20 protein-coding genes are annotated in these 25,280 nt (G+C 65.1%); 13 read left to right on the top strand and 7 right to left on the bottom strand.

Translation table 11 applies throughout. The annotated features are described in order from the left end of the window. The 13 genes from fliP (at window position 1) to GGR73_RS04765 (ending at window position 18,872) form a co-directional block, all read left to right on the top strand. On the top strand, window positions 1-846 hold the full coding sequence (fliP, locus tag GGR73_RS04825; protein WP_046342548.1) for a flagellar type III secretion system pore protein FliP: 846 nt from the start codon (window positions 1-3) through the stop codon (window positions 844-846). Between the two features lie 357 nt (window positions 847-1,203). Continuing rightward, the gene (locus GGR73_RS04820) at window positions 1,204-1,473 is read left to right on the top strand and encodes a flagellar biosynthetic protein FliQ (protein ID WP_005917968.1); all 270 of its coding nucleotides are present in this window, start codon (window positions 1,204-1,206) and stop codon (window positions 1,471-1,473) included. A 13-nt stretch (window positions 1,474-1,486) separates the two neighbouring features. Then, window positions 1,487-2,278 (top strand): flagellar biosynthetic protein FliR, encoded by a 792-nt coding sequence (gene fliR / locus GGR73_RS04815; protein WP_024937668.1) that lies wholly within the window; start codon window positions 1,487-1,489, stop codon window positions 2,276-2,278. A gap of 118 nt (window positions 2,279-2,396) precedes the next feature. Beyond that, window positions 2,397-5,348, top strand: coding sequence for a diguanylate cyclase (locus GGR73_RS04810; RefSeq protein ID WP_184455853.1), 2,952 nt, complete (start codon window positions 2,397-2,399; stop codon window positions 5,346-5,348). A gap of 398 nt (window positions 5,349-5,746) precedes the next feature. Further along, on the top strand, window positions 5,747-8,668 hold the full coding sequence (locus GGR73_RS04805; RefSeq protein WP_184455851.1) for a ligand-binding sensor domain-containing diguanylate cyclase: 2,922 nt from the start codon (window positions 5,747-5,749) through the stop codon (window positions 8,666-8,668). Between the two features lie 192 nt (window positions 8,669-8,860). Beyond that, on the top strand, window positions 8,861-9,991 hold the full coding sequence (gene flhB, locus GGR73_RS04800; protein ID WP_046342540.1) for a flagellar biosynthesis protein FlhB: 1,131 nt from the start codon (window positions 8,861-8,863) through the stop codon (window positions 9,989-9,991). A gap of 17 nt (window positions 9,992-10,008) precedes the next feature. Next, a complete protein-coding gene (gene flhA / locus GGR73_RS04795; protein WP_024937671.1) occupies window positions 10,009-12,081 on the top strand; it encodes a flagellar biosynthesis protein FlhA in 2,073 nt (690 codons plus the stop codon). Window positions 12,082-12,845: 764 nt separating this feature from the next. Then, window positions 12,846-14,528: a flagellar biosynthesis protein FlhF gene (flhF, locus tag GGR73_RS04790; RefSeq protein ID WP_184455850.1), complete on the top strand. Its 1,683-nt coding sequence runs from the start codon at window positions 12,846-12,848 to the stop codon at window positions 14,526-14,528. Then, window positions 14,515-15,399 carry a MinD/ParA family protein gene (locus GGR73_RS04785; RefSeq protein ID WP_010374294.1) on the top strand — a complete coding sequence of 295 codons (885 nt, stop codon included), beginning with the start codon at window positions 14,515-14,517 and terminating at the stop codon, window positions 15,397-15,399. Before flhF ends, GGR73_RS04785 begins: the two co-directional genes overlap by 14 nt. Further along, window positions 15,396-16,163: an RNA polymerase sigma factor FliA gene (locus GGR73_RS04780; protein WP_024937674.1), complete on the top strand. Its 768-nt coding sequence runs from the start codon at window positions 15,396-15,398 to the stop codon at window positions 16,161-16,163. The genes GGR73_RS04785 and GGR73_RS04780 overlap by 4 nt, the downstream gene beginning before the upstream one ends. A 35-nt stretch (window positions 16,164-16,198) precedes the next feature. Next, a complete protein-coding gene (gene cheY, locus GGR73_RS04775) occupies window positions 16,199-16,591 on the top strand; it encodes a chemotaxis response regulator CheY (protein ID WP_002813536.1) in 393 nt (130 codons plus the stop codon). After that, complete coding sequence (locus GGR73_RS04770) at window positions 16,591-17,217, top strand: protein phosphatase CheZ (RefSeq protein ID WP_016904946.1); 627 nt, start codon at window positions 16,591-16,593, stop codon at window positions 17,215-17,217. The genes cheY and GGR73_RS04770 overlap by 1 nt, the downstream gene beginning before the upstream one ends. 2 nt (window positions 17,218-17,219) lie before the next feature. Next, entirely contained in the window at window positions 17,220-18,872 is a 1,653-nt protein-coding gene (locus GGR73_RS04765) for a chemotaxis protein CheA (protein ID WP_016904945.1), read from the top strand. A gap of 251 nt (window positions 18,873-19,123) precedes the next feature. Here the strand turns inward: GGR73_RS04765 and GGR73_RS04760 are convergent, their stop codons facing one another. The 7 genes from GGR73_RS04760 to GGR73_RS04730 all read right to left on the bottom strand — a co-directional run bounded on the left by GGR73_RS04760 (window position 19,124) and on the right by GGR73_RS04730 (window position 25,059). After that, entirely contained in the window at window positions 19,124-20,602 is a 1,479-nt protein-coding gene (locus GGR73_RS04760) for an XVIPCD domain-containing protein (RefSeq protein ID WP_184455848.1), read from the bottom strand. Window positions 20,603-20,617: 15 nt separating this feature from the next. Then, window positions 20,618-21,235 (bottom strand): hypothetical protein, encoded by a 618-nt coding sequence (locus GGR73_RS04755; RefSeq protein ID WP_074053428.1) that lies wholly within the window; start codon window positions 21,233-21,235, stop codon window positions 20,618-20,620. Between the two features lie 86 nt (window positions 21,236-21,321). Further along, window positions 21,322-21,738: a SymE family type I addiction module toxin gene (locus GGR73_RS04750; protein WP_076038903.1), complete on the bottom strand. Its 417-nt coding sequence runs from the start codon at window positions 21,736-21,738 to the stop codon at window positions 21,322-21,324. 797 nt (window positions 21,739-22,535) lie between these two features. Next, window positions 22,536-23,135 carry a hypothetical protein gene (locus GGR73_RS04745; protein ID WP_184455847.1) on the bottom strand — a complete coding sequence of 200 codons (600 nt, stop codon included), beginning with the start codon at window positions 23,133-23,135 and terminating at the stop codon, window positions 22,536-22,538. 13 nt (window positions 23,136-23,148) lie between these two features. Then, window positions 23,149-23,952: a sensor histidine kinase gene (locus tag GGR73_RS04740; protein ID WP_184455845.1), complete on the bottom strand. Its 804-nt coding sequence runs from the start codon at window positions 23,950-23,952 to the stop codon at window positions 23,149-23,151. Then, window positions 23,949-24,608, bottom strand: coding sequence for a hypothetical protein (locus GGR73_RS04735; protein WP_184455843.1), 660 nt, complete (start codon window positions 24,606-24,608; stop codon window positions 23,949-23,951). Before GGR73_RS04735 ends, GGR73_RS04740 begins: the two co-directional genes overlap by 4 nt. A 97-nt stretch (window positions 24,609-24,705) precedes the next feature. Beyond that, complete coding sequence (locus tag GGR73_RS04730) at window positions 24,706-25,059, bottom strand: hypothetical protein (protein ID WP_184455841.1); 354 nt, start codon at window positions 25,057-25,059, stop codon at window positions 24,706-24,708. Window positions 25,060-25,280 lie beyond the last annotated feature (221 nt).

Below are 25,280 nucleotides of genomic sequence, written 5' to 3'. Positions count from 1 at the left end.
ATGTTGAGTCGTTGGAATCGCTGGGGGCGCAGCCTCCGCCTGGTGCTGATCCTGCTGGTGATGAGCTGCCCGCTGCTGGCCGCTGCCACGCCCGCCGCATTGCCGGCCATGGCCCAGGCCGCCGCTCCCGCCGCCACGCCTGCGAGCGCGCCGGCCGGCGCCAATCAGTTGCCGTCGTTGCCCAATGTCAGCGTCGGCCGCATCGGCGACCAGCCGGTGAGCCTGCCGCTGCAGACCTTGCTGCTGATGACGGCGATCACCCTGCTGCCGTCGATGCTGCTGGTGCTGACCGCCTTCACCCGCATCACCATCGTGCTGGGCCTGCTGCGCCAGGCGCTGGGCACCGGCCAGACCCCGTCCAACCAGGTACTGCTGGGGCTGTCGATGTTCCTGACCGCGCTGGTGATGATGCCGGTGTGGCAGAAGATGTGGGGCGCCGGGCTCTCGCCGTACCTCAACAACCAGATCGATTTCCAGACCGCCTGGACGCTGACCACCCAGCCGCTGCGCGCCTTCATGCTGGCGCAGATCCGCGAGACCGACCTGATGACCTTCGCCGGCATGGCCGGCGACGGCAAGTACGCCGGCCCGGACGCGGTGCCGTTCCCGGTGCTGGTGGCCTCGTTCGTGACCAGCGAGCTGAAGACGGCGTTCGAGATCGGCTTTCTGATCTTCATCCCGTTCGTGATCATCGATCTGGTGGTCGCCAGCGTGCTGATGTCGATGGGCATGATGATGCTGTCGCCGATGTTGATCTCGGCGCCGTTCAAGATCCTGCTGTTCATCCTGGTGGATGGCTGGGTGCTGGTGGTGGGCACATTGGCCGCGAGCTTCAACGCGTCGTAGCCGCAAAGTCGGCATGCGCGCCGCCCTGCCGGCGTGTCGACCCGGCCTGCCGCTTCGGCATGGGGTCCTGAAGTCGAGCAACAGACGCAGAGCAGACAGCAAGCGCGCCAGCCAGTGCAGCCGATAGCGGCCGAAGCCCACGGCTGCGCAGTGCCCCAGCGGAGCCACCCAACACGCGTGGCTTCGCCTCGTACCCCTCTCCCGCTGGAGAGGGGCGAGCTTCTGCAGACCGCACCTTGGTCAGCCCCTACACCGTCGCACCAGCTTCAGCCCCCCCCCCCCGATTCCCAATTCCCGATTCCCCAATCCCGATTCCCCAATCCCATCCTTTGGCACCCCACTTGCATCACCACACCCATGAGCCCTGAAATCGCCCTGACCGAATTGCGTGGTGGCCTGGTCACCGTCCTGTGGATTGCCGGCCCGATGTTGCTGGCGGTGCTGGTCGTCGGTGTCGTGATCGGTGTGGTGCAGGCCGCCACCCAGTTGAACGAGCCGACCATCGCCTTCGTGGCCAAGGCGGTGGCGTTGACGGCCACCCTGTTTGCCACCGGCAGCATGCTGCTGGGGCATCTGGTGGAGTTCACCATTGCGCTGTTCCAGCGCATACCGCACCTGATCGGTTAGCGGACCCGGCCGGATGGATGCTGCCACCCAGATGGTGATCGACGGCCAGCGCGCGTTTGCGATGGTCGGGGCGATCATGTGGACCATGCTGCGCACCGGTGCGCTGCTGACCGCGATGCCGTTGATCGGCACCCGCGCGGTGCCGGGACGGGTGCGGGTGATGCTGGCCGGGACCTTGTCGATGGTGCTGGCGCCGCTGCTGCCGCCGGTGCCGGACTGGGACGGTTTCACCGCGCAGGCGGTGCTCAGCGTCGCCCGCGAGCTGGCGGTGGGCGCCAGCATGGGCTTCATGCTCAAGCTGATCTTCGAGGCCGGCGCGATGGCCGGCGAACTGGTGTCGCAGTCCACCGGCCTGTCGTTTGCGCAGATGTCCGACCCGCTGCGCGGGGTCACCTCGGGGGTGATCGCGCAGTGGTTCTATCTCGGGTTCGGCTTGCTGTTCTTCGCGGCCAACGGACATCTGGCGGTGATCGCATTGTTGGTGGACAGCTACAAGGCCCTGCCGATCGGCACCGCGCTTCCCGACGCCGCTGCCTTCGCCGAGGTGGCGCCGACCCTGTTCCTGCAGATCCTGCGCGGCGGGCTCACCCTGGCACTGCCGATGATGGTGGCGATGCTGGCGGTCAACCTGGCCTTCGGCGCGCTGGCCAAGGCCGCGCCGGCGCTGAATCCGATGCAGCTGGGCCTGCCGCTGACGGTGTTGCTGGGGCTGTTCCTGCTGTCCAGCTTCGCCAGCGAATTCGCGCCGCCCGTGCAACGCATGTTCGATACCGCCTTCGACGCCGCCAGGGATTTGACTGCCTAGCGGACACATCCATAACTGTGAACTGCCTCAAGTTTTTCGCTGGTCAGCCGTCAACGCCACAGGACGATTGATACCGCCAATCGCCATCACTCACCCACGCCAAAGTCGGCGGGAACCGATGCCCAACGTGTCTGCGCTGTTCGCTCCGATTGCGTCACGACGCGGCCACTGGTGGGCCTGGGGCTGTCTTTGGATTGCCGTGCTGCTGGCGTGCGGCCACGCGCGGGCGCAGACCTACAGCTTCCGCGACTACGCCCAGGCCGATGGCCTGCAGGGCATGACCGTCAACAGCCTGCTCGAAGACCGCCAGGGCGTGGTCTGGGTGGGCACCGAGCTGGCCCTGCACCGCTTCGAGCGCGAGAGCTTCACCCCGGTTGGCCAGGAGAGTGGCCTGGATGCGCGCTATATCCGCGCCCTGGCGCTGGATGCCGCAGGACGGTTATGGGTAGCCAGTGCCAACGGCGTGTTCGTACGCGACGGCGGTGCGTTCGTGCAGTTGCTGCGCGACGGCAAACCGATCCGCGCCGACAGCGGCAATGTGCTGGCTGCCTATGCCGGCGGCATAGTGGTGGTCAGCGAGAACGCCTTGCTGCGCCTGTCGCCGGACCACACGGGCGGCTGGTCGGTGCACCCGCTGCCGTTGCAGTTGGCCAATGGCACCACTCTGCCGGCCGGCAAGGCGTTACTTGCCGATGGCACGGCACTCTGGAGCAGCTGCGGGCCGCACGTCTGCCGGATCGACGAGAACGGACGCACCGAGTTGCTCGGCGAAGCCGACGGAGTGCCGGAGCGGCAGTGGCGGGCGATCTTTCGCGACCACCAGAACACCCTGTGGCTGCGCGGCGGCGGCCTGGTGCTGTCGCGCGCGCCGGGCGAGCGTGTATTCCGCAACCATGCGGCGCCGGCAGGCACCAGCTTCGACACGCTCTCGGCCGCCACCACCCTGTCCGAAGATGCACAGGGCCGCCTGCTGACCCGCTCCGATCGCGGCCTGGTGCGCTGGGAAGGCGATCACTGGCGCTACTTCGGCCACGACCAGGGGCTGCCGATCAGCCCGATGGTCGGCCCGTTGCTGATGCAGCGCACCGGCCAGCTGTGGATCGGTACCCGTGGCCTGGGCGTGCAGCGCTGGCTGGGCTACGGCAACATCGAACACTGGGACGAGAGCCAGGGCCTGGCGGAAGCGCCGACCTGGATGATCCAGCGCCTGCCCAGCGGCGAGCTGCTGGTCGGCGGCGATGCCGGCTCCAATGTGCTGGATCCGCGCAGCGGGCGCATGCAGCCCTGGACGCTGGACGACGGCCAGCCGCTGCTGCAGTCGATCTCCCTGGCACTCTCGCCGGCGGACGGCGCGGCCTGGGTGGCGCGCTCGTCCGGCGCACTGGCGCGGCGCGATCCGCGCAGCGGCCGGACCGTCGACGTGCTGCAGCTGGGCCTGCCGATCAACAAGCTGTTGTTCGACGCCGCCGGCACCTTGTGGATCACCACCCCGCGCGGCCTGTATCGCATGACGCCGGGCGCGCCATACCAGGCCATCCGCGATCCGGGCGTGCCGGCCGCGTTCGTGGGCGATGTCGATCTCGATCCCCAGGGCCGGCTCTGGGCCAGCACCCGCGAGGGGCTGTACAAGCGGCAGGCAGACGGTGCCTGGCAACGCGTGCAGGTGCGTGGCGTGCTGCCCAGCCAGGATTTCTTCCTGATCGATTTTGCTCCCGATGGCGAGCTGTGGATCTCGTTGCGCGATACCGGGCTGTGGCATGGCCGCCTGCAGGCCGATGGCGTGCTGGCGCTGCGCGCGGTCGACGATCCGCTGGTGGCGCGGGTGATGCCGTTCATCCTGCGCCACGACCGCGAGGGCCGGCTGTGGCTGGGCAGCAGCCAGGGCCTGGACATGCTGCAAAACGGCCATTGGTCGCGGGCCACGCGCACCGAGGGCCTGTTGTGGGACGACATGTCGGCCAATGCGTTCTTCGAGGACGTGGATGGCAGCATCTGGCTCGGCAGCAGCCGCGGTGCCACCCATCTGATCGATCCGTTGCGCGTGTTCGCCGCACCGCCATTGCGCGTGGACATCCTGCGCGTGCGGCGTGGCAACCAGGCGATCACGCCGGGGGCGCAGGTCGACTGGTCGCAGGTGCCGCTGGATGTGGACATCAGCGCGCCCGGCGCCGAAGGCGGCCCGGACCGCATCAGCTTCCGCTACCGGGTGGAGGGCCACCAGGCACGCTGGACCCAGACCTCGCTCAGTCACCTCACCTACCCGCTGTTGCCGCCCGGCACCTACACGCTGGAAGTCCAGGCGCTGGATGCCTACCAGCGCAGCGCCAGCCCGGTCGCGCGGCTGCGTTTCGTGCTGCGCCCGCCGTGGTGGCGCGGCGTGCCGGCAGTGGCCGGCTACGTGCTGCTGGGCATTGCCGCGGTGATCGCGCTGCTGCGCTGGCGCACGCGCAAGCTGCTGCGGCGCAAACGCGAACTGGAGCAACTGGTGGCCGAGCGCACTGCCGAGCTGGAACAGGACAAGCGCGAGCTGGAGGCGGCACGCGCCGAGCTCGCGCTCAAGGCCACCCACGACGAGCTGACCGGGCTGCTCAATCGCGCCGGCATCCTGCACGCGCTGCGCGGCATGCTGGCGCGTGCCGACACCAGCGCGCGGCCGCTGGCGGTGGTGTTGATCGACCTGGACCACTTCAAGCTGGTCAACGATCAGCACGGCCACCTGGCCGGGGACGCGGTGCTGGCCGAAGTCGGCCGGCGCCTGGATACGCTGGTGCGCGGCGACGACCGCATCGGTCGCTACGGCGGCGAGGAATTGCTGGCGCTGCTGCCGGGGCTCAGTGCCCAGTCCACCCATCGCCTGCAGGCGTTGCATCGCGGGATCTGCGGCAACTACCCGATCGATGGTGGCGTGCTGCCGGTGACCTGCTCGGTCGGGGTGGCCTGGTTCCAGCCGGGCGAAACCCTGGAACAGCTGCTGGCGCGTGCCGACGCCGCGCTCTATCGCGCCAAGCGCAATGGACGCAACCGCATCGATTACGACCATGTGCGCTACGACGCCGCGTCCAGCGGCTGAACCCGCGTCTGGACGCAGGCCGAAGGACAGCGCCAATGCTGCGATCTGCCAACCGGCCGGGCACGTAGCCTCCCACGGACGCCTTGCCGGGAAAGACGTGTCCGCTGCGACGCCTGCGTGCGGGCAGCCATGCAGCCGTTGCGCGACCGGCATCAAGCCATCGGCGTGATCGCGCCTGCAGCGACAGGGTCCGGCCCAGGGAACAACACGCGCCCGGCAAGGGCCGTGCGCGCTGCGCACTCACGCCGCCATGCCTGCTTAAGCATTAAAGAAACACGCGTGAACAGCCGCTAGTCGGTTTACTGCGGCCTGCTATGGGGGCCGCCCATGGCAAGCGTGAGACACCCGCGCGAGGGGCGCGGAGCACACGCGCCGATGCGTGGGAGAGTGCAACGCTCGTGGGGGTTGAGTACCGTCAATGCAGGTCGTCAGGCCGGCGCGCACCGTTCTTGGCGGTGCTGCTGCTGGCCTTGCTGTCGCTGGCCGATCTGGCCGGCGCGCAGAGCGCGAGCATTCGTCGCTACGCCCACGACCAGGGCTTGCTCGGGCTGGCCGGCACCTGCCTGCTGCAGACCCGCGCCACGCTGCTGTGGGTGTGTACCGAAAGCGGCCTGTATCGCTACAACGGGCGCAGCTTCCAGCAGGTGATGCTGGATGGCCTGCGCAACGAACCGATCACCTCGATGGCCGAAGCCGCCGACGGGCGGCTGTGGGTGGCCGGCTTCCAGGCCCTGTTCGTCGGCGACGAGCACGGCTTCCGCAAACTGGCCCCCGACGAGGCCGAACACCTGCAGGAAGACATGCTGCTGGCCAGTCCCTCCTGGGGCACGGTGCTGGCCAATGGCGGCACGCTGGAACGATTGAGCGCACGCGGCAACGGCCACTGGCACAGCGAGCCGCTGCTGGATACCGCCACCCGGGTGCGCGTGCCCGAGCTGTCCAAGGTGCTGAGCCTGTCGGTGGACGGCGACACCTTGTGGGCCGGCTGCGCCAAGCGGCTGTGCGCCATCGATGCGCAGCGCAAGGTGCAGGTGTACGGGCCGGACCAAGGCGTGCCGGAAGATCGCTGGTACAGCGTATTGCGTGATCACGACGGCGCACTGTGGGTCCGCGGCACCGGCAACCTGCTCTATCGCGCGCCGGGCGCCAGCAAATTCAGCGTGCGGCCGCTGCCCTTGCTCGATGGCAGAACCATCGGGCGACAGGCGCCGTTGGTGCTGGACCGCGAAGGACGCGTGCTGGTACGTCGCAACGACGGGCTGGCGCGCTGGGAGAACGGCCGCTGGCGCAGTTTCGGCGCCGACAACGGGCTGCCGCCCGGCAGCAGCGATGCGATCCTGGTGGACCGCGATGGCGATGTCTGGATGACCGTCGATGGCGAAGGCCTGGTGCGCTGGGCCGGCTACGAATGGATCGAGAACTGGGACGCCTCGCAGGGCATGCCGGCCGCGCCCACCTGGTCGATCGCCCGCGACGCGCAGGGCGCGCTGCTGGTCGGCAACGAACACGGCACCGGCCGCCAGGTCGATCCGGGCGGCCGGTTCGTCCCGGCCCTGCAGGCCTCCGGGATCCAGATCGTGGGTATGCAACGCAGCGCCGATGGCAGCCTGTGGACGCTCAATTCGGCCGGTTTCCTGCGCCGCACCTGGCCGGATGGCCGCAGCGCGCAGATCGCCAAACTGCCGCGCACCGCACGCCGCCTGCTGATCGATCGGCAGGGGCGGATGTGGATGCTCAGCGCGGGCGGCCTGTTCGTGATCCGGCATCCGCTGGAGGGCGGCACGATGGAAGCGGTCCCGGAGATGCCCACCATCGCCTATACCGACATCCAGCAGACCGCCAACGGCACGTTGTGGGTGTCCACCGCCAACGGCTTGTTCCGGCTGCAGGGCGCGCGCTGGTCCAGGGTCGAGGTGCTGGTCAATGGCGGCGCCTCGGACCCGTGGATCAGCAAGTTCCACATCAGCGACAGCGGCGAGGTGTGGCTGGCGTTCTATCGGCCCGGTCTCTGGCACGGCATGTTGCTGGGCGAGCGGCTGGATCTGCAGGCGATCAGCGACGAGGCGCTGCGCGATGTCGGCGTCTACCTGATGCGCGGCGACAGCCTCGGCCGGGTCTGGGTGGGCCATGCGCGCGGCGTGGAGGTCTACGACGGCGAGCGTTGGGCGCATCTGTCGCAATCGCAGGGCCTGCTGTGGGACGACATCTCCGAAGCGGCCTTCGCCGAGGATCCGGATGGGTCGATCTGGATCGGTACCTCGCGCGGGGTGAGCCATCTGCTGGACCCGGCGCGGCTGTTCGATGCGCGCCAGCCCAGCGTGCGCATCGACAGCGTCAGCCGTGGCGGCGTGCCGGTGCAGCGCGGCCAGTTGCTGGGCTGGAGCGACCAGCCGCTGCATATCGAGCTGTCCACGATGGAGGTGTACGACGACCCGAGTCGTCTGACCGTGCGTTACCGCCTGCTCGGCCTGCACAACGAATGGATCCAGAGCGACAACCTGTCGATCGACCAGGCGCCGCTGCCCTCCGGGCATTTCCGGCTGCAGGTGCAGGTGCTGGACCGCTACCGCCGCACCGCCTCGCCGATCGCCGACCTGCCGTTTGCGGTGGCCCCGCTGTGGTGGCGCAGCCCGCCGGCGATCGCGTTGTATGTGCTGATCGGCAGCGCGCTGCTGGCCGGCCTGTGGCGCTGGCGGCACCGCCACCTGGTCGCGCGCGAACGCATGCTGGCCGAACTGGTGGCCGAGCGCACCTATCAGCTGGAACACGAAAAACGCGATCTGGAAAGCGCGCGCGCAGCACTGGCCCTGAAGGCCAGCCACGATGCCCTGACCGGCCTGCTCAACCGCTCCGGCGTGCTCGAAGCCATGGCCGAAGAACTGCAGGCCTGTGCGCACGGCGGGCATCCGCTGGCGGTGGTGCTGATCGACCTGGACCACTTCAAGCTGGTCAACGACGAACACGGGCATCTGGTCGGCGATGCGGTGCTGGCCAAGGTCGGCGCACGCCTGACCGCCTGCCTGCGCGACTCGGACAAGGTGGGCCGTTACGGTGGCGAGGAACTGCTGCTGTTGCTGCCGGGCATGTCGCAGCATAGCCAGCACCGGCTGCGCGCCATCCACGAAAAGCTCAGCCTGGCACCGTACGAGGTGGGTGCCGCCCGGCCGCTACAGGTGACCTGCTCGGTCGGCGTGGCCTGGTTCCGGAACGGCGACAACGCCGCCACGCTGCTGGCGCGTGCCGACGAGGCGCTGTACCGCGCCAAGCGGCATGGCCGCAATCGCATCGAACCGGAAGAGCCCGAATCCTCGGTGGCATGAGCAGCCGCGCCCCGGGCGCAGGCCAGGCGCATACAACGCAGCGGCTCCACAGCGCCGCCTGCACCGATCAGCCACTTTTTCAGGCCGGCCCCCTCTCGGCCAGCTCTCCCCCGACCCCGACTCCCCACCCCCGGCCCCAGCGACTGGAACGCCACTTGCATGACACAGGGCTGACCAGTCACCGGCACCTCCATGTCCGAGTCCGAAGACGGCGGCGAACGCACAGAGCTTCCCACCGAAAAACGCCTGCGCGAAGCCCGCGAGCAGGGCAACATCCCGCAATCGCGCGAGTTGTCCACCGCCGCGGTGTTCGGTGCCGGCGTGTTCGCGCTGATGGCCCTGGCCCGCGGCATCGGCGATGGCGCCAGCGTCTGGATGAAGACCGCGCTCAGCCCGGACCCGAAGATGCGTGAAAACCCGATGGCGCTGTTCGGCCATTTCGGCGACCTGCTGCTGCAGCTGCTGTGGGTGATGCTGCCGCTGATCGGCATCTGCCTGGCCGCCGGCCTGGCCGGCCCGCTGTTGATGAGCGGGCTGCGCTTTTCCGGCAAGGCGATCATGCCCGACCTCAACAAGCTCAACCCGATGAACGGGATCAAGCGCATGTGGGGCAGCAATAGCCTGGCCGAGTTGATCAAGTCGGTGCTGCGGCTGCTGTTCGTCGGCCTGGCCGCCAGCCTGTGCATCTCCAAGGGCCTGCACGGCCTGCGCTCGCTGGTCAACCAGCCGCTGGAACAGGCGGTAGGCAACGGCCTGGACTTCACCAAGAGCCTGCTGTTCTACACCGCCGGCGCGCTGGTGCTGCTGGCCGCCATCGACGCGCCCTACCAGAAGTGGAACTGGCTACGGAAGCTGAAGATGACGCGCGAAGAGATCAAGCGCGAGATGAAGGAGAGCGAGGGCAGCCCGGAGGTCAAGGGCCGCATCCGCCAGATGCAGATGCAGATGTCGCAGCGCCAGATGATGGAAGCAGTGCCCAAGGCGGACGTGGTGCTGATGAATCCGACCCACTACGCGGTGGCGCTCAAGTACGAAGGCGGCAAGATGCGCGCCCCGATCGTGGTGGCCAAGGGCGTGGACGAAATGGCCTTCCGCATCCGCGAAGCCTGCGAACAGCACCGCGTGGCGATCGTCACCGCCCCGCCTTTGGCACGCGCCTTGTATAGAGAAGCGCAAATCGGCAAGGAAATTCCCGTGAGACTCTATTCGGTCGTGGCCCAGGTGCTGTCCTACGTCTACCAGCTGCGTGGCTGGAACGGCGGCCCGATGCCGGAATTGCCGTCGCTGGACGTGGATGAGTTCGGCAAGGGAGCCAGCGCATGAGCGCCCAACCCGCCCCGATGAATGCCCGGCGCATCATGGAGTTGCTGCGCAACGGCCTGGGCGCTCCGCTGGCGCTGATGGCCATGCTGGCCATGCTGATGGTGCCGCTGGCCGCGCCGGTGCTGGATGCGCTGTTCACCTTCAACATCGCCATCTCGCTGATGGTGCTGCTGGCGGTCGTCTACGTGCAGCGTCCGCTGGAATTCACCATTTTCCCGATCGTGCTGCTGATGACCACGATGCTGCGGCTGGCGCTGAACGTTGCCTCCAGCCGCGTGATCCTGATCAACGGCCAGGACGGCCATGCCGCAGCCGGCAAGGTGATCGAGGCGTTCGGCCAGTTCGTGATCGGCGGCAACTACGCCGTGGGTATCGTGGTGTTCGCGATCCTGACCATCATCAACTTCGTGGTCATCACCAAGGGTGCCGGACGCGTGTCGGAAGTGACCGCGCGCTTCATCCTGGACGCCATGCCCGGCAAGCAGATGGCCATCGACGCCGACCTCAACGCCGGTTTGCTGACGCGCGAGGAAGCCAAGGCCCGCCGCGAAGAGGTCCGCGAGGAAGCCGACTTCTACGGTGCGATGGACGGTGCCAACAAGTTCATCCGCGGCGACGCCATCGCCGCCATCCTGATCCTGTTCATCAACCTGGTCGGCGGCATGGCGGTGGGCATGTTCCAGCACGGCATGAGCTTTGTGGATGCCGCCTCCACCTACACCCTGCTGTCGATCGGCGACGGTTTGGTGGCGCAGCTGCCGGCCCTGCTGGTGTCGTCTTCGGTCGCCTTGCTGGTGACCCGCGCCTCGCGCGCGCAGGACATGCGCGGCGCCATGATCAGCCAGGTGTTCGGCCAGCACCGCGCCCTCGCGGTGGCTGCGGCCATCCTGGGCCTGGTCGGCCTGGTGCCGGGCATGCCCAACGTCGCGTTTTTGACGCTGGGCCTGATCCTGGGCGTGATCGCCTGGAAAATGTACAAGCGCAGCCTGGTCATCCCGCCGACCGGCGACCCGGCCACCGATCCCAAGGCCGCCGCCGCGGCCACTGCCGCCCAGGCCAGCTCGGAGCTGAGCTGGGACGAGCTGCGCCCGATCGACCCGCTGGGCCTGGAAGTGGGCTACCGGCTGATTCCGCTGGTGGACAAGAATCAGGGTGGCGAACTGATGGCGCGCATCAAGGGCGTGCGCCGCAAGCTCACCCAGGACATCGGCTTCCTGGTGCCGCCGGTGCATATCCGCGACAACCTGGAACTGTCGGCCAACGCCTATCGGTTGCTGGTGCACGGGGTGCCGGTGGCCACCGCGGAAATCTATCCCGATCGCGAACTGGCGCTGGACCCGGGCGGCGCGCTCGGCCAGCTCGACGGCATCCCCGGCAAGGACCCGGCGTTCGGCCTGGACGCCACCTGGATCCAGCCGCACCAACGCGCCTATGCCGAATCAATGGGCTACACCGTGGTCGACCCGGCCACCGTGGTCGCCACCCATCTGTCGCACCTGATCCGCGAACACGCCCCGGAACTGCTCGGCCACGAGGAAGTGCAGCAGCTGCTGGCGACCCTGGCCAAGACCGCGCCGAAGATGGTCGAAGACCTCACCCCGAAGGCGCTGCCGCTGTCGGTGGTGGTGCGCGTGCTGCAGAACCTGCTGATCGAGCGCATCCCGGTGCGCCAGCTGCGCAAGATCGTCGAAGCGCTGGTTGAACACGCCCCGCACAGCCAGGACCCGACCACCCTCACCGCCGCGGTACGCACCTCGCTGGGCCGCTTCATCGTGCAGGAAATCGCCGGCATGTCGGCCGAGCTGCCGGTCTACACGCTGGCCCCGCAGCTGGAGCGCGTGCTGCAGGAATCCACCCACGGCAACGGCGTGGCGCTGGAGCCCGGCCTGGCCGAGCGCCTGCACCAGAGCCTGGCCGACTGCGTCGGCAAGCAGGAAGCCCGCAACGAACCGGCGGTCGTGCTGGTGCCCGGCCAGGTCCGCGCCGCCCTGGCCCGCCTGGTCCGCCACAGCGTCCCGTCCCTGTCGGTGCTGGCCTACAGCGAAGTGCCCGAAGACAAGCGCCTGAAGCTGGTCGGCACGATCAGCTGAGACCGCCCGCCGACGTAGGAGCGCACCTGGGCGCGACAGGCGTTACCGGCACGGCCCGTCGCGCCCAGGTGCGCTCCTACGACAGGCCAGGCAAGCCGACAACACACCGCAGACGCCGACACCACGGTAGGAGCGCACCCGGGCGCGACAGGCGTTACCGGCACGGCCCGTCGCGCCCAGGTGCGCTCCTACGACAGGCCAGGCAATCCGACAACACACCGCAGACGCCGACACCACGGTAGGAGCGCACCTGGGCGCGACAGGCGTTACCGGCACGGCCCGTCGCGCCCGGGTGCGCTCCTACGAACCTACCCACCACGCCGACCAGCACCCGGCGCCGGAAAGCCGCCACTGGTCCGGATCTCCAATCGATTGCACGGCGCTGGCCGTTTCCAGACGTCCCAAGCGCCTCAGACTGGACCTCCGACCCGCCAGCGCATCCGCCCGCACGACGACGCCAGCGCATCGCCGCCCTGGAAAAAAGTCAATCACGCCATTGACTTAAAGCGCTCGGACCCGGCCGCACGCACAGCCCCGCCCCCGTCCCGATACACCAGCGCCCCCGCGCCGGAACCCCGGCACCCCGTTTTGGCACGCCGCGTGCATTAGCTCTGCCGAGACCGCGGCCAGCGCCACCGCTGCGGGGCGAGAGCAGCACTTGGAACAACCGAACGGGACAGGCAACTCATGACGCTGGCAACACACCCACATTCATCGCGCACCCGTCCGGCGTCCGGCGGGTCCCGTTCCTGGAGGCACTTCGCATGAAAATCAAACGCTTCGTTGCCCCGGACATGCGCACCGCATTCCGCATGGTGCGTGAAGAACACGGCCCGGACGCAGTGATCCTGTCCAATCGCCGCACCGCCGAAGGCATCGAGATCGTCGCTGCCAGCAACTACGACGAAGAACTCGTGCAGCGCGCTCTGGAAACCGCGCGCTCCGAGACGCCGGCCGTTGCCGCCGCGCCGATCCCGTCGGCAGCTGCCCCGCAGGCACCGGCCCCGCAAGCAGCCGCCGCACCGGTCCACGCACCGCTGAAGCCGGCCGCCGATGCCGGCACGAGCCAGCGCCAGCGCGTTGCCAGTGCCGCCGAAGACATGATCGCCGCGATGGCGCTGCGCCAGCCGGTCAACGTGCCGCGCCAGCCGCAGGTGCCCGCACCGGTGCGTAGCGCCGCCGTCCCCTCGCCCGCCGCCCAGGCCCTGGCGCACGCCGTCGCGGTGACCGCCGCACCGCGCCAGGAACACGCGCTGTCGGCCGTGCCGGAACAGCTGTTCGCCGATTTCCTGACCACCGCGCCGGTGCAGCGCGCCGCCGTGCAGGCCGCCCCGGTGCAGGCGGCGACCCCGATCATGGCCGCCGCCGCTGCGCCTGCGCAGGCCGGCTACGACCAGGACGAGGACGCGCTGGACGACGACGCCGACTTCGACCTGGACGCGCTGCCGCAGATCCTGCCGCCGGCCGCGTTGCCGCCGCTGGTGGTCGCCCCGCCGGCGCTGGCCGCGGTGCCGGTCGCCGCCGCCCCGGCGCCGCAGAACGATGAAGAACTCAAGCAGTTGCGTGGCGAGCTGGCGCTGATGCGGCAGATGATCGAGCGCGAAATGAACCGCCTGACCGACGAGCGCCTGCGTGGCTCGCCGGTGCGCGCGCAGGCCCTGGAACTGATGGACGACTACGGCTTCGACGCCGGCCTGATCCGCGACGTGGCACTGCAGATCCCGGCCGATACCGAATTGCACCGCGGCCGCGGGCTGATGCTGGGCCTGCTGTCCAAGCGCCTGCCGGTGGCCCCGGTCGACCCGCTGGAACGCGGCGGCGTGATCGCCCTGGTCGGCCCGACCGGCGCCGGCAAGACCACCACCATCGCCAAGCTTGCCCAGCGCTTCGCCGCCCAGCACGCCCCGCGCGACGTGGCCCTGGTCACCACCGACACCCAGCGCGTCGGCGGCCGCGAGCAGCTGCACAGCTACGGCCGTCAGCTCGGCATCGCCGTGCACGAGGCCGACAGCGCCGAGAGCCTGCTGGAACTGCTCGAACGCCTGCGCGACTACAAGCTGGTGCTGATCGACACCGCCGGCATGGGCCAGCGCGACCGCGCCCTGGCCGCCCAGCTGAACTGGCTGCGCGCCGCGCACCAGGTCACCTCGCTGCTGGTGCTGCCTGCCAACGCGCACTTTTCCGACCTCGACGAGGTCGTGCGCCGCTTTGCCCACGCCAAGCCCCAGGGCGTGGTGCTGACCAAACTTGACGAGACCGGCCGCTTCGGTAGTGCGCTGTCGGTCGTCGTCGATCACCAAATGCCCATCACCTGGGTGACTGACGGACAGCGGGTCCCCGACGACCTGCACCGCGCCAATGCCGCCAGTCTCGTTCTTCGCCTTGAAGATTTGCGGCGCGCTGCCGATAAGCCCTGTACTCCGGAGCACAACCATGCAGTCGCGTGAATACGCCAAGCTGACCAACGCCTTCCCCCTGTCGGCGACCCGTCCCGAGCCCCTGGGCCCGGTGCGCACCATTGCCGTGACCGGTGGCAAGGGCGGCGTGGGTAAAACCAACATCTCCGCCAACCTGGCCGTGGCGCTGGCCGACATGGGCAAGCGCACGCTGCTGCTGGACGCCGACCTGGGCCTGGCCAACCTGGACGTGGTGCTGGGCCTGTCGCCCAAGTACACCCTGGCCGACCTGATCGCCGGCCGCTGCACGCTGGATGAAGTGATCATCGAAGGCCCCGGCGGCGTGCTGGTGGTCCCGGCCGCCTCCGGTCGCCGCCACATGGCCGAACTGGCCCCGGCCCAGCACATTGGCCTGGTCAACGTGTTCTCCGAGCTGGAGCGCGACCTGGACGTGATGGTCATCGACACCGCCGCCGGCATCACCGACAGCGTGCTGACCTTCTGCCAGGCCGCCCAGGACACCGTGGTGGTGGTCTGCGACGAGCCGGCCTCGATCACCGACGCCTACGCGCTGATCAAGGTGCTCTCGCGCGAACGCGGCGTGGACCGCCTGCAGATCATCGCCAACATGGTGCGCGACCCCAACGAGGGCCGCCTGCTGTACGACAAGCTGTCGCGGGTCTGCGAAAAATTCCTCGGCGACGTGTCGCTGAACTACCTCGGCCACGTGCCGCAGGACGACTGGTTGCGCCTGTCGGTGCAGCGCCAGCAGCCGGTCATCAAGGCCTACCCCGCCAGTCCGTCGGCGCAGGCCATTGCAGAAATCGCTCGCCGTACCTCGCGCTGGCAGGCCCCCACCGTGCCGCGCGGCAATGTCGAGTTCTTCGTCGAACGCATCATCCAACGGGGAGTGGCCGCATGAGCACCGCTACCGCAACCACGGCCAGCGCGCAGTACCGCGCCGTGCAGCGCAACAACGCCAACGACATCGTCACCCAGCACGCCGACCTGGTGCGCCGTATTGCCCACCATCTGGCCGCGCGCCTGCCGGCGAGCGTGGAAGTGGACGATCTGATCCAGGCCGGCATGATCGGCCTGATCGAAGCCTCGCGCAGTTACGACTCCGAACAGGGCGCCTCGTTCGAGACCTATGCCTCGATCCGCATCCGCGGCTCGATGATCGACGAAATCCGGCGTGGCGACTGGGTGCCGCGCTCGGTGCACCGCCGCGCACGCGACGCTGCCGCCGCCGTGCGCAAGATCGAACAGCACACCGGCCGCGCCGCCGCCGCCACCGAAGTGGCCGCCGCGATGGAGATGCCGCTGCCCGACTACCTGCGTCTGATGGAAGATGCCGCCCGCGGCCAGGTGCTGAGCCTGGAGTCGCGGATCGAGGATCACGGCGAGCTGGACACCACCGCCAAGGGCGGCCCCAATCCGCAGCAGATGATGGAGCGTGGCGAATTCGGCCGCGAGCTGGGCAAGGCCATCGGCCAATTGCCCGAGCGCGAGCAGCTGGTGCTGTCGCTGTACTACGAACAGGAATTGAACCTGAAAGAAATCGGCGCCGTGCTCGGTGTCAGCGAATCGCGCGTCTGCCAGATCCATGGCCAGGCGGTGGTGCGTCTGCGCGGCCGCCTCAAGGTCTTCGAACTGGCCGATGCCGGTGTCGAAATTGACGAATGATTTTTTCGCGCATTTTTTAGTGTTAGGAGCTTGATGTGAACAAGAACATGCGGATTTTGATCGTGGACGACTTCTCGACGATGCGACGTATCGTCAAGAATCTGTTGGGCGATCTGGGCTTCACCAATACCGCAGAGGCCGAAGACGGCAACAGCGCATTGGCGGCGTTGCGGGCCGGCCCGTTCGATTTCGTGGTCACCGACTGGAACATGCCCGGCATGACCGGCATCGACCTGCTGCGCAACATCCGCGCCGACGCCAAGCTCAAGCACCTGCCGGTGATGATGGTGACCGCCGAAGCCAAGCGCGAGCAGATCATCGAAGCGGCCCAGTGCGGCGTGAACGGCTACATCATCAAGCCGTTCACCGCACAGACGCTGGAAGAGAAGCTGGGCAAGGTGTTCGAACGTCTGGCGGCGACCGCCTGATGAACGCCACCGTGGAAGCCGATGCCGAACGTGCCGCCCTGATCGAGCGCCTGCAGCACGCGCTCGATGCACTGGAAAGCGGTGACCAGGTCGCCTGGCGGCGCGAGGTGGACCACCTCGCCGCGCTGCGCACGCGCCCGATGATGCAGAGCCTGAGCCGGCTCGCGCGCGAACTCGGGCAGGCGCTGGGCGAGCTGCCCACCGTGCCCGAGGAAGCCGGCGAACTGGACGATGCCTGCTCGCGCCTGGACCACGTGGTGGAAATGACCGAGAAGGCCAGCCATCGCACGCTGGACCTGGTCGAGGAATGCCGCGAGCTGGCCAACCAGCTGCGCGACGGTGGCCTGAACCAGGACCAGGGCGCGCTGATGGACAAGATGCGCCATAACCTGACCGAGCTGTCGCTGGCGCAGAGCTACCAGGACCTGAGCGGCCAGATCATCCGTCGCGTGGCCGGCATCGTGCGGCGCGTGCACGAGGGCTTCGGTGCACTCGGCCTGCCGCCGAAGAATCCCGAGCCGAAGAAAGACGACGGCGGTCTTGCCGGTCCTGCAGTCAAGGGCCTGGACCGTCACGCGGTGTCGCAGGACGACGCCGACGACCTGCTGTCCGGATTGGGGCTGTAACCATGAGTGCTGTTCCAGACGATATTGCTGCCGATTTCATTGTCGAGGCCCAGGAGATCCTGGATCGCCTCGGCGAACAGCTGGTGTCGCTGGAACAGGCACCGGACGAAGCCGACCAGCTCAACGCGGTGTTCCGCGGCTTCCACACGCTCAAGGGCGGCGCCGGCTTCCTGGCGATCAAGCCGATGGTGGAGCTCTGCCACGCCGCCGAGGAAACCCTGGGCATGGCGCGCTCCGGCCAGGCGGTGCTGCAGGCGCATCACTTCGATGCCGCGCAGCAGTCGCTGGATTATCTGCAGGCCATGCTGGATGCGATGGGCTCGGGCGAAACCGTGCCGCACGCGCCGGCCTCGCTGATTGCGCAGTTCGATGCCAAGAGCGGCCCGCCGGCGGTCAAGGCCGCGCCCAAGGCCGCTGCCGCAGCACCTGCACACGATGACGCACATGGCGCTGCTGCGCCTGGCGCCAAGGCCGCGCCCAAGGCGGCGGCCAAGGCCGCCGACGCCGAGCAGACCGTGCGCGTGGACACCAAGCGCCTGGATGCCATCGTCAACCTGATCGGCGAACTGGTGCTGTCGCGCAACCGTCTCAAGACCCTGCGCACCCGCCTGCGCGACGAAGAACTCGACCGCGCGGTCAGCACCCTGGACATCGCCACCGCGCGCCTGCAGACCGCGGTGATGCGCACCCGCATGCAACCGGTCAGCAAGGTGTTCGCGCGCTTCCCCAAGGTGGCCCGCGATGTCGCGCGCACGCTGTCCAAGGAAGTGGAACTGGAACTGATCGGCGCCGAGACGGAACTGGATCGCAACCTGGTCGAAGCCCTGGCCGACCCGCTGGTGCACCTGGTGCGCAACGCGATCGACCACGGCATCGAATCGCCGGCCCTGCGCGAAGCCACCGGCAAACCGCGCAGCGGCCATGTGCGCCTGTCGGCGCAGCAGGAAGGCGACTACGTCAGCATCGAGATCCAGGACGACGGCGCCGGCATCGACCCCGAACGCCTGCGCGAAATCGCCCGCAACAAGGGCCTGATCGACGCCGAGGCCGCCGCCCGCCTGAGCACCGACGAGTGCCTGCATTTGATCTTCATGCCGGGCTTTTCGACCAAGGCCGAGGTCACCGACATCTCCGGCCGCGGCGTGGGCATGGACGTGGTGCAATCGCGCATCCGCGAACTCAGCGGACAGATCCAGATCCAGTCCGAACTGGGCCGCGGCAGCCGCTTCATGATCCGTGTGCCGCTGACCCTGGCCATCCTGCCCACGCTGCTGGTGCAGGCCGGCGAAGCGGTCTATGCCCTGCCGCTGGCGCGCGTGGTCGAGGTGCTGCACGCCCCGCAGACCTCGCTGGGCTGGTTCGACGGCCGCGCCGTGCTGGACCGCCGCTCGCACACCCTGCCGCTGATCGACCTGCGCCGCTGGCTTGGCGTGCCTGCCGAACAACCGCCGCTGCTGACGGTGGTGCTGCTGCAGGCCGGTGAAACCCGCTTCGGCCTGGTGGTAGACCAGGTCCGCGGCCGCGAGGAAGTGGTGATCAAGCCCCTGCCCCGTGCCCTGCGCGGCCTGCCCGGCTACGCCGGCGCCACCCTGATCGGCGACGGCCGCATGGCGCTGATCCTGGATGTGGATGGGCTGCGCTCCAGCGATCATTGAGGTTGGGGATTCGGGATTCGGGATTGGGAGAATCGGGAATCGGGAATCGGGAATCGGGAAGACGATCCTGTTTGCCTGATCTAACGACAACGGCCGCGTACTGCGGCCGTTGTCGTTTTTACTACCAGCATGGCTGCCGATCTACGCCGCTACGCGCGCAGGCATGGGCGCGATGGTTTGGCGAAGGTCAGGCTGCCGTGGAAGTGAACCTGGAACCGTTATTTGGACCTCGTTATCTCGTTGCGAAACACTCAGCGCGTCATCGACGGACCAGCCTGGCTGACGGCTTGCTGGGACTGCTCCAGCGTTTGCTGCTGTTCGCGCGCCTGGGCCTGAGTCTGGTTGATTGCCTGCAGGCGATCGAACGACTGAGTCTCTGGTGTCTGCACGGCGTCCATGGTCGACATATGGGCACGCTGGTGAGCCGGGTCGTTGAGGGCGCCCTGAACGACGAAGACCTTCTCGCCGCCCGCCAGCTGAGCCGTTGGGTTGTTGAGCACCACATGATCCACCCGCGACAACCCTTCCTCTTTTGCCAGCGCAAGCAGGCTAGCTGTCATGCGCTCGCTCGATGCATCCCACTCTCTGCCATGTGCGCTATCGAGCTTTTGCACCCCGCCTCTGATCTGCTGGTACAGCGGGTGATCCGCATGGTCTGGGTCTGACGGAAGACGCTGAGCTGAGGTCCCTTGCGATTGGGATTCACGTGCACGGAGCTCCTGCTCCAGCTTTTGTGCAGAGATCGGCGAGACATGCAGATGAGTGTTCTTGCTGTGCTGGAACAAGCCCGGCGTCGGGGGCTGGGTGCTGCTATCCAGGTAAGGCATCGGGCGCGTATTGCTGCCCAGGTCAATACCATTGCGTTCTAGTGCATCCTCTTTGAGACCAAGCCGCTGCAGGTTAAAGATCATCGGTTGCTCAGGCGTGCCCTGCTGCGCCTTATTGTAGTGACGCTCAAAGATCGCTGCGGTGCCGATGACCCAAGGTCCGTAGTGGTTGTGATAGTCAGATAGGCCGCCATAACCGATCTGCGTATCCTGTGCTGGTTTATCGAAATAGTTGACACCCATTGCCTCGATATTTGCCGGCGTGGCTGACATGGTCAAATCTTGATTCAAGGAAAGATTTGGCTTTAAGGTGTAGACGAGACCTTGGCTTCCCGCAGCGGTATCGATGAAGTCACGCATCCGTCCTGGGGCCGCACGATAGATATCCTCCAAGGTCGGCTGAGGTGTACTGCCCTTCACCCTGCTGAGGGTGGCGTTCCAACCCGCGATCTCTGCACGTGATTCATCCTCACGGTTGCTAGCAATGACCTTTTCAGCGGCTGACGTGTAGTCGTGTGTGGTGCGCGCAATCGTACGAGCTTCAGTCATAAACTGCTGCCTTGCGGCCTCCGCGTCCGGGCTGAAGGTGCTGTGTTGCAACTCGTGCCCAAGGACAAAAGTCAGATCCCCGGCAGATGGGGGAGCAACTCCATTGGGGCCCACCAGCTTTGTCAGTGGCAACTGGATTGAATGGCCAACAGGATCAAACGAGCCTCCAGCATGCGGATCGGTGAGAGGCTTGAAACTAGTCACCAGCTTTTGATCAATTGCCACATTCAGCTGGCGCGTAAGTTCCGGCGAATCGGTTAGAAGCTGCCTCAGTTGATCGACGTGAGGTTTGGTAACTCCAGGCTCATTGCCGAAATCATTCAAAACTTTCAAAGCATCAGGACTGAGTGACATGTCCGCTCCTTGGACTTAACGGATGTAGACCCATTCGACGCATTTGTGCGCCACAAACTCTTGCGGTTCCGCAGCCTCACCTCGCGGAAAGACCTCTACTCGCATTCCTGGGCGCGTAAAGAAATCACTCATCCAGCGCCCGTCTTCGACGATGTTGCGCTCACGCGCAAATCCCATCTGCTCAAGCTGCTGGGTAAAACGATCAAAGTCCAGGCGACAAATTTCGGTCATCGCAGGCGATGCACCGGCCACATTGCGATCGAAGCGGAATTCGAACCATCTGCCATCAAGCTTGGTTTCATCGACTCCAAATCCATAACTCCAATCCTTAGTGAGCGGGCCGAAGGCCCGATATCGGCGTTCGTCGCCTTTCACGAACTGAACCGCCTGCCCCATCGTGGAATTCAGACGCTCGGGAGTGAAATCGGAGATGTTCTGGCTGCCCTTGATTAACACAAGCAGCTGACCAAGCAAGCCTTCCGCAGTGGGCTTGTTAGGCGGCACAGTGGTAGGACTGGATGAATTCATGGCAGATGTCTCCGTGACGGTTGCCGGGGCTGGGGTGGCCGCCGTGTGGGCGCATGCGCCCAGAGCGAGGGTGGCGAGCAAGGCGTAGAGGGGGCGCGCGATCATGAAGCGTCCGTTGTGCGCTGGTGTGGCTGCGACGCTAGTGGCATCCGGCACTGAGGTCAATCGCAGGGGGTCTGGCAGCCGCAGCATCATCGCCGCACGCTGCGCGCCTTGGCCGGCACCTCCACCGGCGGCAACACCTCCATCAGCAGCTGCCCTTCGCTGGCGGTGATGCGCAGCTTGGTGCCGATGGCAAAGCCCAGTTGTTCCAGCCATAGGCCGCTGAGGCGGACATGGGGCACGTGCTGGTCGCCGGCGTGGTCGTGGGCGCCGGGGTAATGGGTGTAGCTGACGGTGCATTGGCGCGGGCGGCGGGCGCGGCGGGGTGCGCGTAGCGTGCCGGGGCCTTGTGGGGAGGCGTCCGGGTCGGGCGGCAGCATCGGTGGCAGTTTGGTGCGGTCGGGTTCCACAACAACCCACTGCACCCGCTTAGGCGGCGCGGGGCGCGTACGAGTGCGGGTGGGCCGTGCGCTGGCAGATGCCGTGGGTGGGCGGCGGCGTGTCATGGCGCCTCCGGGTAGTGGTTGGTGGATGCGGCGACGCGCTGCTGCAACGCCACGGCCTTGCATGCGAACCGGCGGCGCAAGGTGGGCGGCAACACAGCGGACTGGCAACTCAGCGGATGCGCGCAATTGGCGCTCGTCTGCTCAACAGCTGCGCGTGTGGCGAGCTGGCGCAGCACCTCACGCACATACCAACGCAGGCGGTGAGCGGAAGCTGGCAACAGATCAACCGGCACAGATGCCGGCTTGGATGATGCGGTAGACATGGCAACGCCCTCCTGGAACAACCCAAGAACCGCCACCAACGGCGACGGGATGTCGGGAGGTTCGAAACCGCACGTAGCCGGCGGGCATATTCCCCTTGCGGGTGTTGTATTAGCCGCCCTCCCGACGCAGGCATTGCGTCGGCTTGTACCTGCAGGATGCAGGCACAAAAAACCCACCGGTTTGACGGAGGTGGGTACCGCTACGTGAGGAGTTTCGACGCTCCTTGGGCCTAGATTGCAAGTACGCGGTCTGGCGTGTCAATACACGCTGGCAAGTCTCGCGCGGCTACGTGCGCCGCTGGCGCAGTTCCATAAGGGCCACGCGAGCCGAGCGCCGTTGCCTGATAAGTGCACCTGACCCCATTACGGAATAAAAATCTCTTCAGTCCACCAACTAATTTGCTTTTAGACAGAGCGAGTGGCACGCGCGGGACTTCGTAGACAAGTCCTAGTAGTTGAAACACGCATCGAGTGAAAAAATGCAAATCACTCATTCACTGCCTGACAGTTTCTCTCTCTAGACTCGCAACCTCATTAGTTGGCACCAGCCATCAATGCGCCGTACGCGAGCCAGCTTGCAGACCCAAAGCATATATATGCGGTTACGCCCGCCAGTATCGCAACTCCATGAAATACTCGACCGATTAGCACACTGAACCGACCAAACTCTTCTCCATAACCCGCTTGAGAACCATATGTAGCGCCAGCAGCCAGCGCGCCCGCTAAAACACCCCAAACAAACACCGAAAGGCTGTACGACAGGCCAGGGATAACATTCAAATAACTCCCCTTACCCCAAATACCACCCATAAATGAAAGTAAAGCCACTGCAGCACCAGCATTGATTAACAAACTACTCCGAAGGGCACTTTGGCTGGTGGTTACGGTGGCGCGCAACATTTCCAAACGGGTCTCATGCTGATACCGCAAGGAATTACCCAAAGCGTCCAAATTTGCCTTATATGTAGCCATGGCCGCCTCACCAGCTGAGACTCCCTCAGGGGATTCGGCTGCATCCTCTGCTAGAGCCTGAATCATTTTATCCAGGTCATTCAGAGCAACCTTGTCGACACCATTATCCTTAGCGTTGACAATTGCTGTTCGGATGATATCGAGAACTTCTTCCGTCTTCATCTAGAACCTATTTTTAGCTAAAGAAAAGGTTGACCTCAAATTCTGAATAGGACACTCCATCCACCATATACTTCATGTCCTGAGAAGCTGAAATTAACATCCTGCCATTAGCGAGCTTTACAAGCGTATTAGCCAAATACAATCCAATACCTTCTCCCACAATTCCTGATTTTATAGCAGATTTACCCCTACTTCCTCGTTGAGTCAGGCGCGGGAGCTCCTCAGGGTCGATTGTAGGCCCCGTAGATGTTATTCGCACATTTATTCGCACACCAGGACTAGGCGAATCTCTAACGTCTATTACGACATCTTGATTGCCGGGAGAATACTTCACCGCATTTTCAATAAGCACAAACGGAACCATCTCAAACGCAGGCAACACATTGATCTCGTTTCGGGAAGGACCATTTAAAATTACTCGAATCTTCCTACGCTTCGCATTTCGGGCCAATATTCTCCTTGCTTTGTCAAATTTTTTATAGACGTTCGCACTATACTTAGCTTGTCGTGTGATTGCTTCAGGATTTATTTCATAGTCAGCGAAAGTTAAACGAGAAGAAATCAGCCCTGACGTATAAAAAGCATCATCGGCATTACTTGACGCTAACGCGTAATCCTTTTTCTCGATATTTTTGGAAACCTCTTCACACGCCGAAGCAATTTCGGAATTTAACCGTCTGGTTTCGTGCATAATTCCATCCAAGATGGAATAAAGACGAATACGCTCATTTTCGGCCGATTCCGCTCTAGCTAGAGCATCTTGGCGCTCTTTGATAAGCTTTTCTTCACGTCGGCGTTGCTTATCGTAGTTGGTCATGGCCCTGCCACCGACCTGATAATCTGAACAAGCGCGATTTTCGCGAAGCCAACTGCAATCTGCCTCACCTCGGGTGGTAGCCCCTCGACCTTAAACTTAGTTGCGTCTCTTTCTTCTACCGCTCTGATAAAACTTTGCTCAAGCTTAAAGACTTGATGTAGCTCTACACCGCGATCCAAAAAAGTTTTCCGCAGCCTAAGCCAGCGTTCGCGAGGATTCGCAACTTTTGTTATACCAGTCTCTAGTGCGCTTACCCATTGCTCGGTAGATGTATCCTTAGCAAGTGACGCGTCTGCATTCCGGAGAGATTCATTGTAGGAAACATCGAACTGCGCCCCAGAGTAAGATACTAAGTATTTATCAGGGTAGTCTTTCCGCATTTCTGCAATAAGGTGAGCACCCTCCAAATCAGAATCCAGAGCTTTTCCTACGCCTCTGATATCACAAATAATTATTGGGTATTCGGCGATTTGATCAACCGACCTTATATCACCCAGCTCAACTATGCTGAACTTATGATTCCGCAAAGCCGCGGCCTTAGCGAAAGGCATATCATCGATCACAGCAATTTGATTATTACGCTTTAACTGAGCCATTTCTTGGTGCGGTATTTGAAGTCCATATAGCGACTTCGGCTTGCCAATTTGAAAATACATCCCGCCCCTTTAATTTTTAGCAAATTGTGACTAGTGGCAACTACTTCCGCCCCCTTGTGGGATGTTACTTGATTTGTGAACCATTGGAACAGAGAAATTACGCATCGACCGGTAGCGTAGAAGCTCGAAAAAGGGCCCTAAGGATCAGTCCGCTTAACGCGCCGTCCCCGCCCGGGTAGTCCTCCGGGGAAAGGCTGTAAAGCTTAAACCGAGACAAGTCATATTTCTTTAAAATCTGGCTCACTGCAGCCCCGTCCTCAAGTGCCATTTTGATCTGCTCGACCGGGTACGCGCGCTTTGGGTGCGGAAAGTAGGGCTGCTCGCCGGCGAAACACTTCATCACTGAATTCACGAACGGCTCAACCATTGTTGTGCTGATGCCCATGTCGCGCTGCATCGCTGTCAGAATCCGAGCTCGCAGAGCTTCTGTCTGACTGCCATTCGTGCTCATCAGAAGCACCACCCTTCCCGCGCAAATCCTTTCGGCCCAGACTTTTGCCCGCCGCCATACTCAATCAGTGCAGGGTCAGTGCTCACCTTGGGCGAAGCTATCGCCCGTTCAATGGGCTGCTCAAAGAGGCCGATTGTTATGGGCTGATATTGCCTTTCTAGTAAATAACGGTTCCAGGTTCACTTCCACTGCAACCCGGCCGTCGCCAAACCGTCGCGCCC

Source organism: Xanthomonas sp. F14, assembly GCF_014199865.1.
The sequence above is the reverse complement of the archived record's forward strand: the minus strand, read 5'-3'. Positions and strand labels throughout refer to the sequence as shown.

Bases quoted from the DNA above. Each gene is read 5' to 3' on its own strand.
- fliP (WP_046342548.1), top strand. From the start codon at position 1: ATGTTGAGTCGTTGGAATCGCTGGGGGCGCAGCCTCCGCCTGGTGCTG.
- GGR73_RS04735 (WP_184455843.1), bottom strand. From the start codon at position 24,608: ATGTATTTTCAAATTGGCAAGCCGAAGTCGCTATATGGACTTCAAATA.
- GGR73_RS04740 (WP_184455845.1), bottom strand. From the start codon at position 23,952: ATGACCAACTACGATAAGCAACGCCGACGTGAAGAAAAGCTTATCAAA.
- GGR73_RS04810 (WP_184455853.1), top strand. From the start codon at position 2,397: ATGCCCAACGTGTCTGCGCTGTTCGCTCCGATTGCGTCACGACGCGGC.
- GGR73_RS04785 (WP_010374294.1), top strand. From the start codon at position 14,515: ATGCAGTCGCGTGAATACGCCAAGCTGACCAACGCCTTCCCCCTGTCG.
- GGR73_RS04760 (WP_184455848.1), bottom strand. From the start codon at position 20,602: ATGTCACTCAGTCCTGATGCTTTGAAAGTTTTGAATGATTTCGGCAAT.
- GGR73_RS04780 (WP_024937674.1), top strand. From the start codon at position 15,396: ATGAGCACCGCTACCGCAACCACGGCCAGCGCGCAGTACCGCGCCGTG.
- GGR73_RS04770 (WP_016904946.1), top strand. From the start codon at position 16,591: ATGAACGCCACCGTGGAAGCCGATGCCGAACGTGCCGCCCTGATCGAG.
- GGR73_RS04755 (WP_074053428.1), bottom strand. From the start codon at position 21,235: ATGATCGCGCGCCCCCTCTACGCCTTGCTCGCCACCCTCGCTCTGGGC.
- GGR73_RS04765 (WP_016904945.1), top strand. From the start codon at position 17,220: ATGAGTGCTGTTCCAGACGATATTGCTGCCGATTTCATTGTCGAGGCC.
- GGR73_RS04820 (WP_005917968.1), top strand. From the start codon at position 1,204: ATGAGCCCTGAAATCGCCCTGACCGAATTGCGTGGTGGCCTGGTCACC.
- flhB (WP_046342540.1), top strand. From the start codon at position 8,861: ATGTCCGAGTCCGAAGACGGCGGCGAACGCACAGAGCTTCCCACCGAA.
- GGR73_RS04730 (WP_184455841.1), bottom strand. From the start codon at position 25,059: ATGAGCACGAATGGCAGTCAGACAGAAGCTCTGCGAGCTCGGATTCTG.
- flhA (WP_024937671.1), top strand. From the start codon at position 10,009: ATGAATGCCCGGCGCATCATGGAGTTGCTGCGCAACGGCCTGGGCGCT.
- flhF (WP_184455850.1), top strand. From the start codon at position 12,846: ATGAAAATCAAACGCTTCGTTGCCCCGGACATGCGCACCGCATTCCGC.
- GGR73_RS04745 (WP_184455847.1), bottom strand. From the start codon at position 23,135: ATGAAGACGGAAGAAGTTCTCGATATCATCCGAACAGCAATTGTCAAC.
- GGR73_RS04750 (WP_076038903.1), bottom strand. From the start codon at position 21,738: ATGACACGCCGCCGCCCACCCACGGCATCTGCCAGCGCACGGCCCACC.
- fliR (WP_024937668.1), top strand. From the start codon at position 1,487: ATGGATGCTGCCACCCAGATGGTGATCGACGGCCAGCGCGCGTTTGCG.